20 protein-coding genes are annotated in these 16744 nt (G+C 31.9%); 14 read left to right on the top strand and 6 right to left on the bottom strand.

Going from position 1 to position 16744, the window contains the following annotated elements:
- Positions 1-99 precede the first annotated feature (99 nt).
- From V7S50_RS14815 to V7S50_RS14805, 3 genes are all read right to left on the bottom strand, one after another.
- Positions 100-636, bottom strand: coding sequence for a DinB family protein (locus V7S50_RS14815; RefSeq protein WP_242253545.1), 537 nt, complete (start codon positions 634-636; stop codon positions 100-102).
- Between the two features lie 320 nt (positions 637-956).
- On the bottom strand, positions 957-2429 hold the full coding sequence (locus tag V7S50_RS14810; protein WP_242253543.1) for a sensor histidine kinase: 1473 nt from the start codon (positions 2427-2429) through the stop codon (positions 957-959).
- Positions 2422-3087, bottom strand: a complete 666-nt coding sequence (locus V7S50_RS14805) for a response regulator transcription factor (protein WP_242253542.1) — start codon at positions 3085-3087, stop codon at positions 2422-2424. The genes V7S50_RS14810 and V7S50_RS14805 overlap by 8 nt, the downstream gene beginning before the upstream one ends.
- Positions 3088-3584: 497 nt before the next feature.
- Here V7S50_RS14805 and V7S50_RS14800 point away from each other — a divergent pair, with 497 nt between their 5' ends.
- The 8 genes from V7S50_RS14800 (at position 3585) to V7S50_RS14765 (ending at position 10147) form a co-directional block, all read left to right on the top strand.
- A complete protein-coding gene (locus V7S50_RS14800; protein WP_242253539.1) occupies positions 3585-4259 on the top strand; it encodes an HAD-IA family hydrolase in 675 nt (224 codons plus the stop codon).
- A 173-nt stretch (positions 4260-4432) separates the two neighbouring features.
- Positions 4433-4804 (top strand): DUF4180 domain-containing protein, encoded by a 372-nt coding sequence (locus tag V7S50_RS14795; RefSeq protein ID WP_242253537.1) that lies wholly within the window; start codon positions 4433-4435, stop codon positions 4802-4804.
- A gap of 105 nt (positions 4805-4909) precedes the next feature.
- Positions 4910-5413, top strand: a complete 504-nt coding sequence (locus tag V7S50_RS14790) for a MepB family protein (protein WP_242253534.1) — start codon at positions 4910-4912, stop codon at positions 5411-5413.
- A 138-nt stretch (positions 5414-5551) separates the two neighbouring features.
- Positions 5552-6319 (top strand): arylamine N-acetyltransferase family protein, encoded by a 768-nt coding sequence (locus tag V7S50_RS14785; RefSeq protein WP_242253532.1) that lies wholly within the window; start codon positions 5552-5554, stop codon positions 6317-6319.
- Positions 6320-6472: 153 nt separating this feature from the next.
- Positions 6473-7126, top strand: a complete 654-nt coding sequence (locus V7S50_RS14780) for a YdeI/OmpD-associated family protein (RefSeq protein WP_242253529.1) — start codon at positions 6473-6475, stop codon at positions 7124-7126.
- Between the two features lie 125 nt (positions 7127-7251).
- Entirely contained in the window at positions 7252-8367 is a 1116-nt protein-coding gene (locus V7S50_RS14775; RefSeq protein ID WP_242253528.1) for an NAD(P)/FAD-dependent oxidoreductase, read from the top strand.
- A gap of 217 nt (positions 8368-8584) precedes the next feature.
- On the top strand, positions 8585-9034 hold the full coding sequence (locus V7S50_RS14770; RefSeq protein ID WP_242253527.1) for an NUDIX hydrolase: 450 nt from the start codon (positions 8585-8587) through the stop codon (positions 9032-9034).
- Between the two features lie 450 nt (positions 9035-9484).
- Entirely contained in the window at positions 9485-10147 is a 663-nt protein-coding gene (locus tag V7S50_RS14765; RefSeq protein ID WP_242253523.1) for a serine/threonine protein kinase, read from the top strand.
- Positions 10148-10268: 121 nt separating this feature from the next.
- On the opposite strand, the gene V7S50_RS14760 is transcribed toward V7S50_RS14765, so the two are convergent.
- Positions 10269-10448 (bottom strand): hypothetical protein, encoded by a 180-nt coding sequence (locus V7S50_RS14760; protein ID WP_242253521.1) that lies wholly within the window; start codon positions 10446-10448, stop codon positions 10269-10271.
- Between the two features lie 91 nt (positions 10449-10539).
- Entirely contained in the window at positions 10540-10797 is a 258-nt protein-coding gene (locus tag V7S50_RS14755; RefSeq protein WP_242253519.1) for a hypothetical protein, read from the bottom strand.
- Between the two features lie 136 nt (positions 10798-10933).
- Between V7S50_RS14755 and V7S50_RS14750 the strand changes: the two genes are divergently transcribed.
- The 4 genes from V7S50_RS14750 (at position 10934) to V7S50_RS14735 (ending at position 14167) form a co-directional block, all read left to right on the top strand.
- The gene (locus V7S50_RS14750; RefSeq protein WP_242253517.1) at positions 10934-12364 is read left to right on the top strand and encodes a PQQ-dependent sugar dehydrogenase; all 1431 of its coding nucleotides are present in this window, start codon (positions 10934-10936) and stop codon (positions 12362-12364) included.
- Positions 12365-12545: 181 nt separating this feature from the next.
- On the top strand, positions 12546-13118 hold the full coding sequence (locus tag V7S50_RS14745) for a hypothetical protein (RefSeq protein ID WP_242253516.1): 573 nt from the start codon (positions 12546-12548) through the stop codon (positions 13116-13118).
- 27 nt (positions 13119-13145) lie between these two features.
- Positions 13146-13709 (top strand): GNAT family N-acetyltransferase, encoded by a 564-nt coding sequence (locus V7S50_RS14740; protein WP_242253515.1) that lies wholly within the window; start codon positions 13146-13148, stop codon positions 13707-13709.
- Positions 13710-13786: 77 nt separating this feature from the next.
- Positions 13787-14167, top strand: a complete 381-nt coding sequence (locus tag V7S50_RS14735; RefSeq protein ID WP_001048941.1) for a nucleotide excision repair endonuclease — start codon at positions 13787-13789, stop codon at positions 14165-14167.
- A gap of 60 nt (positions 14168-14227) precedes the next feature.
- Here the strand turns inward: V7S50_RS14735 and V7S50_RS14730 are convergent, their stop codons facing one another.
- Positions 14228-14425, bottom strand: coding sequence for a hypothetical protein (locus tag V7S50_RS14730; protein ID WP_242253513.1), 198 nt, complete (start codon positions 14423-14425; stop codon positions 14228-14230).
- Between the two features lie 131 nt (positions 14426-14556).
- Between V7S50_RS14730 and V7S50_RS14725 the strand changes: the two genes are divergently transcribed.
- Together V7S50_RS14725 and V7S50_RS14720 are read left to right on the top strand one after the other, a co-directional pair.
- Positions 14557-15336 carry an undecaprenyl-diphosphate phosphatase gene (locus tag V7S50_RS14725; protein WP_063223456.1) on the top strand — a complete coding sequence of 260 codons (780 nt, stop codon included), beginning with the start codon at positions 14557-14559 and terminating at the stop codon, positions 15334-15336.
- A gap of 71 nt (positions 15337-15407) precedes the next feature.
- On the top strand, positions 15408-16730 hold the full coding sequence (locus tag V7S50_RS14720; protein ID WP_242253512.1) for an FAD-dependent oxidoreductase: 1323 nt from the start codon (positions 15408-15410) through the stop codon (positions 16728-16730).
- Positions 16731-16744: the final 14 nt, after the last annotated feature.

Raw genomic sequence — 16744 nt, 5'->3', positions numbered from 1 at the left:
GTCCATATAAATATAGAACTCAGGTTGCTTAGTTGCGCTTTTTAAATACTGTCTACTTGACAGGGGTCACTCCAAAATAGGATTCTTTTTCTTTAAATATTAACTTACTGGATATGCATCAGAACCAAGGTAACGTTCTTTTATAATTTGAAGATGATGAAGCTCATGACCAGCAATGATGTATGCTAATGCACGAACTGTAACTTCAGAATTATTCGCATTTCCTCTTTGTGACCAAGCTTCTTTATCTAAGCTTCTAAGTAAATACAGGGTAGATTGGCGAACAACTATTAAATTCTCAAGAAGATCTTGCATAGATTGCTTATCAAAAGCAGCTCTAAGAACATACATATCATCATTATAGCCTAGAAGTTCTGCTGTCTCGCCTCGAGCGATAGATAGCAATCGATATGCCATAATACGTTCTGTATCTGCTATATGACCGATTATTTCTTTTATACTCCATTTAGTAGGAGCATACCGGAAAAGTCCCTCACTATCAGAAATTCCCTTTAATAAAAGATTCGTTTCCTTCATTTGTTGTTCTAGAATATGTATGATATTTCCGTCTGATACCAAGTTGGTATACGCTGCATAATAGGAGTTATATTCACTTACTTGTGGTCTTATTTGCATACGAATCATCCTTTATGTTTAATCTTTACATATAGCTTATCATAAAAGAATTCCAAATTAATCTGAAAAATGGAGGCAAATATTCATTTTTCATCCTCCTTTTCAGTTTCATAGATGAAATGCAGCTCAAATAAGAGAATCTAATTTGCTGCTAAGCGGAATTTCGTTTTTTTGCTTTTATAGTAGAAGGTAAATATTTAAGTTGAATACAGTTTGTCAATACTTATGACAATCGCCATTTAAGAAGCAGCATATGTCATTAAATGAAAAACCTGTTAATAAGTTTATACTTACTACAAAAACAAACAAACTCGTCTTATTTAAAGGAGAGTTTGTTTGTTTTTATGTTTAGATAATGGAATCCTCATGCAAAATTGCACACTATGTTCCATATTTTTTATTGAAAACTTTATATCTAGCGTTTTAAGAATTTGTTTAACAATATATAGCCCCAAACCACTTCCTCCAGTATTTCGATTTCTTGATTTTTCAATTCGATAAAATGGTTTGAAAATTTGTTGTAAATCTTCATCTTTAATATTGACACCTGTATTTATAATTTGTATTTCGATTTGATCTTGTTTAGAATTCTCGCTTAACTTTATATAGACTTTTTCATTATGTGGTGAATACATAACCGCATTATGGATAATATTTTTACATGCTTTTTCTAAAAGAGCACAATCTGTATAAATAGAAAGGTCAGAATCAATTTCTTTTATTATTTCGATGCTTTTTTGAGCAGCAAAAAATTCGAGATCTTTTGTGATTGTACCTATTAACTTTGAAGGAGTAACTTCCTCTACTTTTAGTTTGAAGGTGTGTTGTTCTAATTTCGATACGCTTAAAATTTCACGAACTAATTGTTCCATACTTTCAATAATTTGATGATTTTTCTTTAAATATTGATCGCGATTTTGATAAGGGCCAATATTGTATATCATCCCTTCTAAGTATCCTTTCATTACAGTAAGAGGGGACTTTAATTCATGTGCTACAATCGCAAAAAACTCTCTGCGTTTTGTTTCTATTTCTCTTTCTTTTTCAATATCATTTTTTAATTGTTCATTTGCTTTTTTTAAATCAAACATAGCTTGTTGTAAGTTAATAGACATGTCATTCAAACTATTAGATAATTCTCCTAACTCATCTGTAGAGCGAACCTCAATTTTTTCGGAGAAATCTAAATTTGCCATCTTTTGTGCACCTTCATTAATATAAATAAGTGGCTTTGTAATAAACCTAGAATAAAAATAAGCACTCCCTATACCAATAACGAGCACAATAATACTAATATAAGGGAGAAAGCGCACTAAAACCTGTGAAGCTTCATCAATCGGTTGAAATGTAGCAAACACTACAAGAGTTAAACTACCATCTTGGAATTGAATTGGTTTCGTAACGTTATATGAATTGCTAAGGGTACTTGCATTCTCGAATCGTGTGGCTTTAGTAACTACTGTTTTTTGCTTACCACTTTGAATAAAAGAAAATGAAGGAGAGTAAATAATTATTCCTTCTTTATTTTGAAGCGAAAGCATTGCATTATTTTTTTGGGCGTATTCATCAAAAAGTGGTATCGCATCTTGAAACGTAAGATTTTTAGATTTATCAATTATTTCGTTTATCCCTGTTTGAAGTTGATCTGTTTTATATTGCTCATAAAACGTAGGAAGAAAGAAGTATAAAGTTAAATAAATCAATACTGCAAAAGATAATAAAATGAGAGATGTAGTCATAAAGAGTTTATAAGTAATTTGCTTCATCTTCATGAGTTTCACAATACTATACATCAATTTTATAACCAATACCCTTTATTGTTTTAATATAAGGGATAGCTAATTTTTTGCGTAGATTTTTAATATGTGTATCAATTATTCGTGTTTCTCCAAAATAATCGTACCCCCAAACCTTCTCTACGATATTTTCTCTTGTAAGTACTTTTCTCTCATTTTGAAATAGTAGTTGTAGAATTTCAAACTCTTTTGTTGTTAATATAATTTCAACGTCATTTACATATACTCTATATGCATCCACATCGATACGCACTTCTTTAAATATCAAATGATTATTTTCATTTTTATAATAACTTCTTCTAAGTACAGCTTCGACTCGTCTAATCAAAACATGAAATGAAAAGGGTTTTGTTATATAATCATCGATCCCAAGATCGAATCCTTTCATTTGATCTTCTTCTTCTTCCAACGCAGTTAGCATAATAATTGGTACGTTTGACTGACTTCGAATCATTTTAGAAACTTCAAATCCATTAAGATTGGGCATCATGACATCTAGAAGAATTAAATCAAAGGATTGCTTATTAAATTGTGTCATACCTTCTAGTCCATCTGAAGCGACTACCACTGTATAATGCTGCGTCATTAAAAATTGTTTAATTAATTCCTGAATTTCTTGATCATCCTCTACCACGAGAATATGATAGTTTTTCATAATATCACCTCTGGTAGTCATTATAGCCGTACTATCTGGAGTTTATGTGGAGATACAATAGGAACTTCATAGGACGTTTAACGTATTAGCTTCATTTTCAAGAATGTGTATTCTCCAAAAAAGTATTATTAGCCATATTCCTTTTTTATGAAAAAATAATTGTATGCTTGAAAAAACTTATCGTATGAAAAGATGTACGATTAAAATTTACGAAAAGCTAATGTATAATAATGTAAATTGCATATAATTTCTTAAAATTTGTGAAAATATACTTTTGCTTCTTTACCAGAAGCGGGAAAGGAATTTCAATATAGAAGAAGCTACCGTAATACTAGAGTGTGTGGCACAAATTTTGGATTTCTTTTATCTTGTTTCTGTTTAATCGTTAATCACTACATAACAATGCTCTTGCAAAACCAAAAGTTTAAAGGTACGAACTTAGAGAGATTTACATAATGACAGAAAGGTTGTGAAATGATTTTTGGGGTTATAAAGCTGTGCTGTTTGATTTAGATGATACGTTACTTGATAGGGATAAGGCAGTAGATAAATTGTTTTTATTTGTTTTAGAGAAGTGTTATGAGGATGTTAATGATGTAGTCAAAAACAACATGTTACGGAAATTCAAAGAATACGATAAAAGAGCATACGGCATTGCTAATAAAACGACAGTTTTGGAGTCTTTATTTGATGAATTTCCACCGAAATATCGATTGCCACAGGATAATATTCAAGATTTTTGGAATAATAATTTCCCTAAATGTTTTTCTATAAACAAAAATACTATTAATTTCTTAAATAGTATCAAGATGCATATTAAAGTTGGTATTATTACAAATGGTTCAACTCAGAGGCAAAAAGCTAAAATATTTAACACGAATTTAAATAGATATTTTGAAACAATCATTATTTCTGAAGAAGCGGGATGCAGTAAACCTGACAAACGTATTTTTGAATTAGCATTAAATGAGCTTAATATGGAACCAGAAGATGTGCTCTTTGTTGGAGATGACTTAGAAAAGGATATCGGTGGTTGTCAAAATGCGAATATAAAGGGAGTATGGTTTAACCCTCAGAGAATTAAGAATACTACCGAAATAAAACCGTATGCCGGAATTAGTACTTTTGATAGTTTATTATGTTATTGTGGAGACATAAATTTTCAAAAATAGTTAATAGATAGATTACCCTTAATTTTATTGACCGTATAATAAGTTTAAAAATAATATGCATTAACAACAACATAGGGAGAATATTAACCTAGGGCAAATCATTTATGTGTATTCATGAAGAGTTGTAAAGCATGTTTTTATATAAGCCTTAAGCATTATAGAGGAGTGAGAATATGGAAATACAGAAAGTAGTAATCGACGGGATAAATATTGGGATCATAAGAAACGATAAGGTACTAATATCCGATGTTCAATCTGCATTGGATCTTATGGCGACGGTTCAATACGAGGTAGATGCGAAGTATATTATTATCAACAAGTCATTAATAAGTGAAAGTTTCTTTGATCTAAAAACACGTCTTGCAGGCGATATTCTTCAAAAGTTTATAAATTACAGAGTAAAGATTGCTATCATTGGAGATTTCTCTATTTACACTAGTAAAAGCTTAAAAGACTTTATTTATGAATGTAATAAAGGGAATGACATTTTTTACTTAGCAACTGAACAACAAGCAATTGAAAAACTAAGTACATTAAAACAATAATAATATCCCAGTAAAATCTCCCTCTTTTTCACATCGCTTATTATTTACAATATATAAGAACTGATGTTTGTGGTAAACTAAGAAATGAATAAAGGGGGAGTTTTTTTGAACAATTATAATGATACGATTCGAAATTTAAACAATATAGTTTACAAACCTAATAATTTAATGATAACGAATCTAAAAGAAGAAAAGCAAAACACAGAATATGCAGGATGTTTATTTCACTTAAATAACAAAACCATTCGTTTTAGAAAATCAAAAATTACTCCTAATAAAATTGGTCAATTTGTTTCTTTTTGGGAGAAAGATGACAATATGCAAAATCAAGCGTTTCCTTATGACGCTGCTCCTGACTTATTAGTTATCACTTGTATAGATGATAATAAACTAGGACAATTTATTTTCCCTAAAGAGATTCTTCTTAAGGAAAAAATCTTGAGAACACAAAATCAAAAAGGCAAGATGGCTATGAGGATTTATCCGATCTGGGATACCCCTGTTAGCAATCAAGCTAAAAAGAGCCAAATGTGGCAGCTTCAGTATTTTGTTGATTTAAGCGATCATAATAATTTACCCATAGACAAACTATTAAATTTGTATTCGTAGCTTCTTATCTTAAGTAATCTTGTGGGTTAGACTTTTTGTACCGGTACAGTTAAACGAAATGTACATTGTTTCAGTACCCCATCAAAATTACAATCAGCATATACTATTTTAACTTATATATTTTAAGGGGTGCTGACTATGACAAATCTACAACATAAGCTTTTTACAAGATTGAATCTTGCAAACCGTAGTGAAGTGAAGATTGAAGAATTAAATACAATTCTCTTTGCTTTTGCACATGCTATACCATTTGAGAATTTAGATGTTATAGCAAGTAACACGAATACAATTACTATGGAAAATTTACAGGATAAAATTTTAACTAGTTCCCGCGGCGGGCTTTGTTATGAGTTAAATACTCTTTTTTACTACTTTTTAAAAGATTGTGGTTATGATGTACAACTCGCATTAGGTACCGTATATAAAAATGATATAAACGCTTGGGCACTTGAGGATGGACATATAACGATTATTCTAAATTATGATAACGTACGATACTTAATCGATGTAGGTATTGCTTCATTAGTACCTCTAGTCCCTGTACCTTTTAGTGGTGAGTCAGTTTCTTCTAAAAATGGTACGTATCGAGTGAGACGAAAAGATACAAGTAAAGGAAATTGCGTTCTAGAAAAAAAAGATACGAACGGAGAGTGGAAAGTTTGTCATGCTTTTTATAATCATATGATTGATGAGGCAGTAGTAAATGATGTTCAAAAAAGAGTAATAGAAGATGAGAAATCTATTTTCAATAAAGGGCCCATTGCAGTCAAATTGACGGAATCTGGTCATGTCTCTTTAACAAATACTAGTTTAACTGAAATAATTGATGGTGAAAAAGCGAAACGTGAAATTACAGAAGATCAATATAGAGAGCTTTTATATACTTTATTTGCTATTGAGTTATGATAAAACAAATAGCTAGCCGGTTCTTATGAAGAATCGGCTATTTTATTTTAATTTAAAACAACTATTAAAGTTTGATTTTCTTAATAGATATAATACACTAGAACAGTATGAAAAAGTATAAACAATGAATTTTGAATGTAAAGGAAGATTTTCATGTCAATTATTGATAAATTGAAACTTAATAAGTATACGAATATGGTTGTTATTAATGAACCAAGTGATTACGAAGTTTTTACAGGAAAAGAGACTGTATTTTCAAAAGAACACGATGCCATTTTTATTTTTGTAGAAACACTTGATGAAATGGTAAAACAAACGAATTATATTATTAGTAATGAAGAATTACTAATTGAAAAAGGATACATATTCTTCGCATATCCGAAAAAAGGTAATTCTCGCTACAGTACGTTTATTCACCGTGATGAGATGTTTCCAGCATTAAATGTTGGAGAAGATGGATATGTGGGAGAAAGCGATATTAAATTTGCGCGAATGGTAAGTATGGATGACATCTTTACTGTTGTAGGTTTAAAGCGTGAGAAGAAAAAAGCGACGAAAACGCCTGCAATGAGCCAATGTGTAGCTGATTATGCAGATCGAATTCAAGATGTTGAAGCTTTATTAGCTAATCACCCAAATGAACTTAAGTTTTATCAAAGTTTAACACCTGGATACAAAAAAGATTGGGCACGTAATCTGTTTTCTGTAAAACAAGAAAAAACACGTAAAAAACGTTTTGAAAAGATGATTGAGGTTCTATCACAAGGCTATAAAACAATTGATTTATTCCGGAAAAAGAAAAAATAACATTAGGAAAGTCACAATGATGCAACAATTAATTGCGATGAGTACATTGAAAAAAGTATTCCTTCCATTATACTAAGAAATGTTCTTATATTTATATAATTAGTAAAAGAGAAAAGGTGTTTGAAATGAAATCGTATATTGTAGTTGGAGCTGGAATTTTAGGAGCATCTAGTGCTTATCATCTTGCTAAGGCTGGCGCAAACGTTACTATCGTGGATCGTCAACAAGTAGGTCAAGCAACGGATGCAGCAGCTGGTATTGTCTGTCCATGGCTTTCGCAACGTCGTAATAAAGCATGGTATAAAATCGTTAAAGGCGGTGCACGTTACTATTCTTCGTTAATTCAGCAATTAGAAGAAGACGGTGAAACGGATACAGGTTACAACCGTGTAGGTGCAATTAGTTTACATACTGATGAGAAAAAACTAGATCAGATGGAAGAGCGAGCTTATAAACGCCGTGAAGATGCACCAGAGATTGGTGAAATTACGCGTTTATCAGCTGAAGAAACGAAAAAATTATTCCCGGCATTATCAGAAGAATATAGTTCTGTTCATATTAGTGGTGCTGCACGAGTAAATGGAAGATTATTACGCAACGCGTTAATAAGCGCTGCGAAAAAACATGGTGCAACTTTTATAAAAGGCGATGCAGTATTAGTCCGTGAAGGTAATCATATTACGGGAGTTAAAGTAAACGATGCAACAATTTTAGCAGAAAAGGTTATTGTAACTGCAGGTGCATGGGCGAACGAAATCTTAAACCCTTTAGGAATTAACTTCTTAGTTACGTTCCAAAAAGGACAAATTGTTCACCTGCAAATGGAAAATACAGCAACAGAAAATATGCCAGTTGTTATGCCGCCAAATGATCAATACATTTTAACATTTGACAATGGCCATGTCGTAATTGGTGCAACACATGAGAATGATACTGGTTTCGATCACCGTGTAACGGCTGGTGGTTTAAATGAAGTTTTCCATAAAGCCTTAACAGTTGCACCTGGATTAGAAAATGCTACAATGCTTGAAACGAGAGTTGGATTCAGACCATTTACGCCAGGATTCTTACCTGTTATTGGTCCGCTCCCTAATTTTGAAGGTATTCTCGTTGCGAACGGATTAGGTGCTTCAGGTTTAACTGCAGGTCCATATTTAGGGTCTGAACTTGCTAAATTAGCGCTGGGACAACTAATGGAATTAGATTTAAATGATTATGATGTTGCTGGTGCAATTGAATAATATGGGGTACTGCTAACATTTAGAAAAAACCATGCTAAGCGAATTCGATAGGAAACAAGCAGGGTTTTCCTCCGTTAAGAGTAAGCCTGTTTATGAAAAATAAAATTCTTTAAAAATAGAGGGCCGCCACCATAAACCTGCATTATTAATGTAGAATTGTGATGTCGGCTCTTTATTCATATTTATTTAAAGCTTATTTTCGAGAGGAGATTAAGTAATGAGGGCACCATATCAAGTATTAATATTTCCTTATATAAAAACTGACGATTCTATTCAATATGCGATTTTCAACCGAAGTGATTATGGTTATTGGCAAGGGATAGCTGGTGGTGGAGAAGACGATGAGATTCCTATTGAATCAGCAAAACGGGAAGCGTTTGAAGAAGCTGGTATTACAAGAGAATGTCCATATATACAATTAGATTCTGTTTCTTCACTACCAGTAGAGGATGTAGTTGGAGGATTCCTTTGGGGAGATGAGGTTTATGTAATAAAAGAATTTTCTTTTGGAGTTAAAGTCCCTACAAAAAACATCTCATTATCTAAAGAACACTTAAATTATAGATGGTTATGCTTTGAGGAAGCAGTAACACTTTTGAAATGGGATAGCAACAAAACAGCATTGTGGGAATTAAACAAAAGACTATTAAAACAATTAAAGTGTTAGCTAACAAAGATATGAGTGGGACAAGAATTGAGCAATTTAAAAAATTTTCTACAATTCATATGTAGCAAGGCTTTTATTTTTCGTAGCGTCTTTTTTTAACCAAATTGTGATTAAATCCATTTATTTGTTCATCTAAGCGTACGCAATTGTTAGGTTATGCTTATACGATGAACAAATATGGATTTGGCATAGGCAATGACCAAGAGAACTTGCACTAAGAAAAGCCCTATACAGTTTCCTCTGAAAAAATGAAAATAGTTAGAAATATTTTTATGTTGTACGGTTTTTGGCTATGAATAGCGGAATACATATTAAGTATTCAACAGTTCAAATGAAACGAGTCATTTTTTATTTTAAGAAGAAAGATGACTCGTTTTATGCTAAAATTCGCTTAGTGTATATTTTCGTTAAAATGTGGGTAAGTCCCCTTTTAGCAAAACCGGAGTGGAAATGATGAGTATAAATAGTTTTGTGGGATTAATAAAGGACGAATTATTAAAAGAGGTAAGCATAAGAAGCGAGGATGAATTCGAGCCTGTAGTAGTTAATAATATTCCTAGACTTTGGAAGTGTTTAGGGATAGGTAATTATGCCGCAGTATTCATGCACAGAGAATACAAAGATTGGGTAGTGAAAGTTTACGCGCGAGAAGGAGAAGGAATTGAAAAGGAGTCAGAAGTATACCGCAGAATCGGAAATCACCCTTCTTATTCGAAGCTTATTTATAAAGGAGAAAATTTCATAGTATTGAAACGTTTAAAAGAAATTACCTTATACGATGCTATTCATAAGGGAATTAAAATTCCTAAGCAGGTGATCCTTGATATAAATAAAGCTTTAGAGTATGCAAGAAAACAAGGACTAACTCCTTGTGATGTTCACGGGAAAAATGTGATGATGGAAAAAGGAAGGGGATATGTAGTCGATGTATCTGATTTCTTAAAAACAAAAGAAGATAGTAAGTGGATAGACTTAGAAAAGGCATATTTTACATTTTATTTGCCTTTCATTTATAAATTGCCTTTCCCTGTTAAAATACCGTATTTTATGTTAAACGTTGTTAGACGTTCGTATAGAAAATATAAGGAAGTTAAAAAGAAATTCAAATTGTAAAAGGATCACATACTTATAAGTGAACCACTAGTAAACAAAAGGACTGTACATATTAGATATATCTAATATGTACAGTCCTAATCTTTTTTATGTATACATATTTTTGTTAGTTATATCACTATCAATTCCAAAACGAGATATTTTGAATAAATGAAACTGTCAAAATAAGTGTTGATACGGAACCAGCAGTTAATAACATTACTATTTTTCGTCCATTCTGTTCTTTTGAAGGTTTTATAAGTTCTGTAATCAACACAATCCATAATATTATAGAAACTATAAAAATAATATTTATAGACATATGCAACACATCCCTTCGTGTTTTTACATAAACATTGCTTTTTTTATAAAATAATAGCAGTCTAATATGAAAATATGTACAGCATTACAAATCAATATTCTCCTGTTAAACCACCTTTTTTAAATAGAAATACGACTGATAAAACGATAACAACAGCCTTCAAACTGCCCCAATATGGATAAATAGCATGATCTGTTAGATTAGCATGTTGAAAAATGTTCTCTAAACCAAAAATCCCAATAATGACTGCTAAAAGAAAAGCGGCTTTTCCAATAGTTGTATTACGATAGAGGGTAAATAAATATAGTGCAAATATAAGTGGTAAGATGATTTGTAGTAAAAGTGTCATAAGTAGACCCCTAGTTTATTTATAATTATATTATATACAAAATTGTAATAAAAAGGAATTCGACTTATTTGATACTAATAAGATCACCCTAATCATACTCTTCTATTAAAAAGAATATAAAGGGGTGTAAAGTTAATTGACAAAAGTTAAAGTTCGTTTACGACCCATTGTTCATAATATAAATTTACCTACTGTAATAAAAACAACTATTCTTCCAGGTGAGTCGGCTGAAAGACTATTTATCGCAACACAATTAGGGGAGATTTTCTACATAGGAGACGGAGCTATAAAAACATTTTTAAATATTCGTCAACGTATTATTACATTAGGTACATCTGAAGAAGGTGTTTCTAGTAGTGGTTATGATGAACGAGGATTGCTAGGACTTGCGTTTCATCCACAATTTAATCATAACGGCTTATTTTATCTTCATTATTCAGCAGCTGGAACTCAAGGAGCCGGTGCACTTTCTGAACAATTTAAACCGAATCCTTGTGACACGAAAACTTTAAACTTAAAGTGGCTAAATAGAGATACTCAATATGATCATATTGATACAATTGAAGAATGGAATTTACAATCAAACGGTCACCCTCAAAAACGTAGGACATTACTGAATATAAAACGCCCATTTTTTAATCATAATGGAGTGAATACTTTGAATTTTTCTCCTGAAACGGGAAAACTTGTTTTTACAAATGGAGATGGTGGGTCGGGTTATGATCCTTTTAATTTAAGCCAAGATGATTTAGAAATAGCGGGTAAAATAATTGAAATTGATGTAAGTAAAAATACATTCATAAATAATCCTCCAGTTGTTACACGCTTTAATGAACTTCCCCTATCTATACAAGAAACACTTACAGTAATTGCGAAAGGTGTTCGTAATATAACCGGCATTTCATTCCAAAGGTTTTATAATCAATATATTAAATATGTGGGTAATGTCGGACAGGATATTGTAGAGTCTATTTTTTCATTTGTTCAATATAAAGCGATACCGGTTACCGAACTTGTTAAAATGCATGTAATGAGACTCACTCCCAAACAAGATGGTTTTATTAATTTTGGTTGGCGGGGATGGGAAGGGGAATTACCTACTTCTTTTATAAGACACTGTTCTGATAATCCTGCTTTGGATGTGAGAACAATGGCTTATTATAATGAAACAATAGAATTATCCGCAAAGCGTATTCAGCCACTAATTAGTTATTTTCATAAAGACCCCAGACCAGATAAGTTTGGAGGAACTTCACTAACAGGAGTTCAGCCATATATGGGAACTGCAATCCCGAATTTAAATAGTAGTGTTGTATTTACCGACCTTGCTAAGAAAGAAGATTCTCGGCCACCAGTAAAGGGTGTTTTAGCATATACTAAAGCCGGTACAGACGGTAAACATACTGACTTTCATGTAATTGAAACTAATTATGATTTTGGCATGCAAGCAGCTTATTATATGAGTTTAGGAACAAATTTGGATCAAACTCGGTTATATTTAGGAGTTTACGGTTCTATGAAAGTAACTGATTTTAACAAAGGTACCATTTTTGAAATTATTCCTTAATGCGATATACACTCGCAGTTTAATAATACAAGGATTTCATTTTATTTCAAAACGCAAAATTTGTCCCCCTAAAAGCCTTTTATTGTCTAGTAATTCATAACAAGTAGAAAGCAGCTCATAAACAACTAGTGTATGAATAATATAGAAAGTGATGAATTAGATATCTTTAGGGGGTATTTTGATGAATCGGTTTGTACATTATTGGTGTCAACTTATGATAGAGAATGATGGGAACTTTGTACATAAAGGAAAATTGTCCCTAGCAAATAAGCTAGTCATTACAGCTTTAATGAGTGCTTTGTCCACCATGTTTCAAGCAGCAGGTAACTTAATTCCTGCTATAGGGTTATTTATTAGCCCATTTGCGACATTACCAATTTTTTTGGCTATTTGCTACTCTATTCGCGAGGGAATACTTTCTTATATTCTTACTATTCTCCTATTATTTATTATTGAGCCAAGTGAACTAATTGTATTTCCCTTTACTACAGGCTTATTAGGTATAGCTTTAGGACTATCCTTTATACAATTCAAGAGAAGAATTTGGGTAGTTTCCTTTTCTGCGCTTTGTCTACTAATAGGAATTATAATTGTTCTAGATATTTTCCGTTTTCCCGTACTTGGTCCTGCTATTCATACAACTATGAATATAAAAATTATTTTATCAATATTTATACTAAGCTTTCTATACTGCTGGATCTATGCAGGGCTTTGTAGAATATTGTTGAATAGAGTATATAAAGTATGGTTTTAACAATTGTATAGAATGGAGATTTAAATCATGTATAACGTTGAAATTAGGAGACCGAATTCGGATGATTTAGAGGATCTTCACTTGTTTTTCCGTATAGTTATTACGAATACATATAAAGACGAAGGATTGTCACAACTATTGGATGACATAGAAAATGAAATTAACATGAAAAAGCAATATTTGAAAACAGATTTTGATAGTAATGGAGAAAAACGTTACTTTTTATTAGCAATTGATACAAATTACGATAAAATCATTGGAACAATTGAAGTTGGTCCAGCAAGTACATTGATTAATAGTTGTACAGGCGGTGTACTTAAGGATTTGTATGAAATAGGAACTGTATTTATACTTCCGGAGTATCAAAGAAAGGGTATAGGAAGTTTACTACTAAATACAATGTTTCTTACGTTACTTAGCAGAGGAATAACTGAATACTGTTTAGATAGTGGATACAAAAAAGCGCAAAGTATATGGATGAAGAAGTTTGGAGAGCCTAGTTATGTACTGAAGGCCTATTGGGGAGAATCAAGTGATCATATGGTTTGGAAGAAGAGTTTACATGATACACCTATAATATTTGAATTATAAAATGAAATATGGCTCTGAACGTAGCTTTTCTAACATATGTATGCTATTATTTATCTTTATAATAAAAGAGGACGTGAATGAACTTGATTAAAATTAATATTCCTGAAGCTGATGTTTCAATTACTGAACGTAAACAAGTTATTAAAGGAGACGAGCCAATCATTACTCCAATTAATGGTTTTATTGATTTCCACTTGTTCCCTAGAGATAAAGGCGGCATTTTTATGTTTTACAATATTAATGACGAACTTCTATTCGTAGGTAAAGCTCGTAAAATTAGACAACGTATTAAGAAGCATTTTGAAGACAATGTATCACCAATTAAAAATCACCGTGATGAAGTATACCGCATCGATGCATGTATCGTAGAAGATCCAACAGAAAGAGAAATCTACGAAACATATATCATTAATGAATATAAAGCAAAGTATAACGTTGATAAAGTATTCTATAAATAAGTAATAAAAAAACAATCCTAGTACATATACTGGGATTGTTTTTTTATTTAGATTTAATCTTCATATTTTGCTCTTGTTTAAATGATTAGCAACAATAAAACAGCATACACCTATACATATAAGTACAATTCCAATCGTTTTATGTTTCCCCTCAAAGAAAGGAATATCAGAAATAACATTTGTCATACATAACCCTACAAACACAAGTATAGGCCCTAGCCACAGTAAGACATTACCGAATTTCATATGTTGCCACATAGTAAGCCTTCTCACCTCTTTTTTACATATATCCATGAATTAAAAGTAAATTCATAGAGAAATATAGTTTTTTTCATATCGAAAATTTAACCTTCATATATTGGTACAAGCAAACAAGAAAGGGGACCATCATGAATTGGTTAGAAGCTTTTATATTAGGGATCATACAAGGTTTAACAGAGTTTTTACCGATAAGTAGTACAGGTCATCTTTATTTAGGAAGGCATTTGTTTCAATTAGATGAAGCAGGCTTATTTTTAGATACAATGCTGCATATTGGGACTTTACTTGCGGTGTTTATTTATTACAAAAAAGAATTTATATATTTAATTAAAAACCCATTTTCAAAACTCATGTTATTACTTATCGTTGGTACAATACCCGCAGTTATAATTGGTTTATTGTTTAAAGACTTCTTTGAAGATATTTCAAAAACAGGAATCACGATTGGTTGGGAGTTTTTAGTGACCGGATTCTTTCTCTACATGGCAGATAAACAAAAGAATGGTCGTAAAAAAATGGATGATATAACATATAAAGACGCATTAATTATAGGTTCATTTCAAGCGGCTGCTATTTTCCCAGCAATTTCTCGTTCTGGTATGACGATCGTCGCTGCATTATGGAGAAAGTTAGACCGTGAAACTGCTGCTTACTTTTCTTTTTTATTATCAACTCCAGCCATTGTCGGAGCTATCATTTTGCAATTTGCAGATGTTTTTCAAGGGAAAGCAGAATCTATTTCAAGTACATCTTTAATTGTCGGAACGTTATCAGCAGCGTTCTTTGGTTACATAGCCGTTTCATGGATGATACAATATTTAAAAAATCATTCCTTAAAAGTATTCGCGTATTATGTATGGGGATTAGGTATTTTAATTTTAACGTTGCAATTTACTCATGTGTTTTAATGTAGTAACTAATCGTTTAGATCCTGTTTCATTCATACAAGGCAGGGTCTTTTTTCATTAAGGGGGAAAATATGTTTAATAAAGCTATTGTTATTGGTGGAAGTATAGCAGGAAAACTCGCAGCAAAAGCATTATCAACTACTTTTAAAGAAGTAATCATTATAGAAGCCGGTGAAAGATGGGATGGAAAAGCTTCGAGAAAAAGAGTTCCACAAAGTAATCACCCTCATGTGTTGTTAAAAGGTGGAGAAAAAGCCATTGAGGAATTGTTTCCTAATATCACTAATGAACTAATTGAAGCAGGTAGTATCGTAAATAACTTTACCCGCGATTTAAAATGGCATCAATTTGGTTTATGGAAACAACCATTCATAGGAGAAGTACATATGATTCAACAAAGTAGGTTTTTGCTTGAATGGCATATCCAAAAACGAATACATCAGATTTCAAATATCACCAGTAAATTTGGAACACTGGTTGAAGGGTTATTAGTAGATGGAAAGGTTAACAAAGTACGTGGAGTAAAAGCTAAATGTTTAGAGACAGGCACGCAAGAAGAAATTCAAGCAGATATTATTATTGATGCAAGTGGATTTAGTTCAAAAAGCATAGCGTGGTTACGAGAATACGAAATCGAAGTGCAAGAAGAGAAAGTGCGTATTGATTTATTTTACGCAACTAGAATGTTTAAACTTAAAGAAAATGAGACATTAGACTGCTGTAATATGCTGATGTCTCCAAGTTTTCCTAACAATCCGTATGGTGTTCTTATTCAAACGATTGAGGATAATCGTTATTTTGTTACTTTTAGTGGATATGCAAATGAGAAAGCACCACAAACAGATGAGGAATTTTATGATTTTGCTGAAAACCTATCAATTTCTAATGTGACAGATTTTCTAAATAAAGCTGAGGCAATTTCAGATATCAAAACGTATAAAATTCCTTATCAAGTACGTCGGCGATTTGATTTAGTGAATAATTTACCAGATGGGTTGTTAGTAGTTGGAGATGCTCATTGTCGTTTTGATCCTGTTTTCGGGCAAGGTGTTTCAGTTGCTGCTATGGAAGCTCACCAATTGCAGTTACTTTTACAAAGAAGACAAAAGCTCGATAATGCATTTACACAGCAGTTTTATAATGAGACCGCTCATATCATACAAACTCCTTGGGAAATGACAACAACGGAAATATCACGTCATCCACAGCTAAAAAGAGAATTAACGATAAAGCAAAAATTTCAGCTATGGTATACGAAACAAATATATCAACTATCTGCAACGGATTCTGACGTTTATATTCGATTAGTAAGAGTGATGAATTTAATTCGTAGTCCATTTCACCTATTTCATCCAAAAGTACTACTTGTTGTGTTACTGAAACGAAAGAAATAGCAGGAAATTAACAG

Origin of the sequence: Bacillus sp. CCNWLW194 (assembly GCF_037120585.1) — a bacterium.
GTDB lineage: Bacteria > Bacillota > Bacilli > Bacillales > Bacillaceae_G > Bacillus_A > Bacillus_A basilensis.
This window is presented reverse-complemented; position numbering and strand designations above follow the sequence as displayed.